The organism is Staphylococcus sp. 231237_7MaSpsaltlick, assembly GCF_043107035.1.
Genome location: NZ_JBICNX010000127.1, coordinates 1 through 1,375 on the forward strand (window position 1 = coordinate 1; position 1,375 = coordinate 1,375).

1 protein-coding gene is annotated in these 1,375 nt (G+C 32.1%); it reads right to left on the minus strand.

All coding sequences use genetic code 11. The annotated features are described in order from the left end of the window. The coding region (locus ACF91D_RS30320; protein WP_392438451.1) for a right-handed parallel beta-helix repeat-containing protein at positions 1 to 1,375 on the minus strand (1,375 nt) is incomplete at both ends.

Below are 1,375 nucleotides of genomic sequence, written 5' to 3' on the forward strand. Positions count from 1 at the left end.
ATCATATACTTTTCCTTTAAATTCAATAAATGATTCTGGTACAGAGATATTTAAATACACATCATTACCTTCTTCAACTATTGATAAATCAGGATTAACACTTTCATCTATAAAATTACGATCTTCTCTATTAAATTGATTTGCTTTATTAAAATATGCATTATCTTCAATATATACTGGTTGTTTTATCTTATGGAATGACTCATGATCGCCTTCTTCTTTAGCAACCGCTTCTTTAAATTCTGATAGTGAAGTTGTATAAAAATTATAAATTTCAGTTCCGACATTAGGTATACCTTCTTGTCCAATAAATATGTTGTTATAAAATCTATCATCTCCACCATAAACTGGTGCAAACCCTGCTATTAATGTACTGTGTGGTACATGGTATGGCGTTGCTCTATCCAACATTAACCTATGTACTATTTCGCCATTAATAATATTATTAACATAAGCCCCACCTTGTGCGTGGTTGTCTAAAGCATAATCCGCAGTTAGTATATTGTTATCTACAATATACGGACCGCTACTTACTTCTACGAACAAGTCTCTAGTATTATCGTTAAATATGTTCTTACTTATTCTTGTTCCTTGTGTCTGCCAATCAAACCACATACCTAGTGAGCAATTATGAACATAATTGTTGTACACTTGTGTATCTATCGCAGCATGCAACTTGATACCTGCAATTTCATAACCAAAAAATTCTCTCTTATTACCTATATTATAAATATGGTTATTATATATTTTACTAAATGCACTTCCTAGATGTCCTACTACTGCATTTTGTCCACAATCATGTATCACATTATTTCTAACGATATGTGACCCTATGGTTTCTTTATTCCAATCACTATTGGCTGCCTTAAAGACGGTTTCTATTTGATATTGATAACCTGGTTTATCTTTTCTATAAGTATTTAAATTGTCACCTGTTGAAATTTCTTTACCTATAGCAATCGCACTACACACGGCGTTATAAAGTGTGTTATTTTCGATAATCCACCCTTTACTCCAATGTGTATCAATCATGCCTGTCTGTGCTGCAGTTGGAGGCGACCATTGCGTTGCCACATTCGCGATTTCAAAGTTTCTTATTGTAATATAATTTGTATGCATTTTGAAGGGACGAAATGCGCTTTTTCTAACATTTATTTCCGTTACTTCATTATTGGGATTATAGTCATGAAAATTCACATATATCGTTGTTATATCATTTTCTAATTTTGCGTACCAGACATAGATTGATTGGTCTTTATAGTCATAAGTAACTTGTTTATTTGTCCAATGATCTAGTGTTTCTTCAACCAATTTCGGATCAGCCAATTGTTCATATTCACTTACTTCAAAAAGTGATTGATCGTTTAAATATACT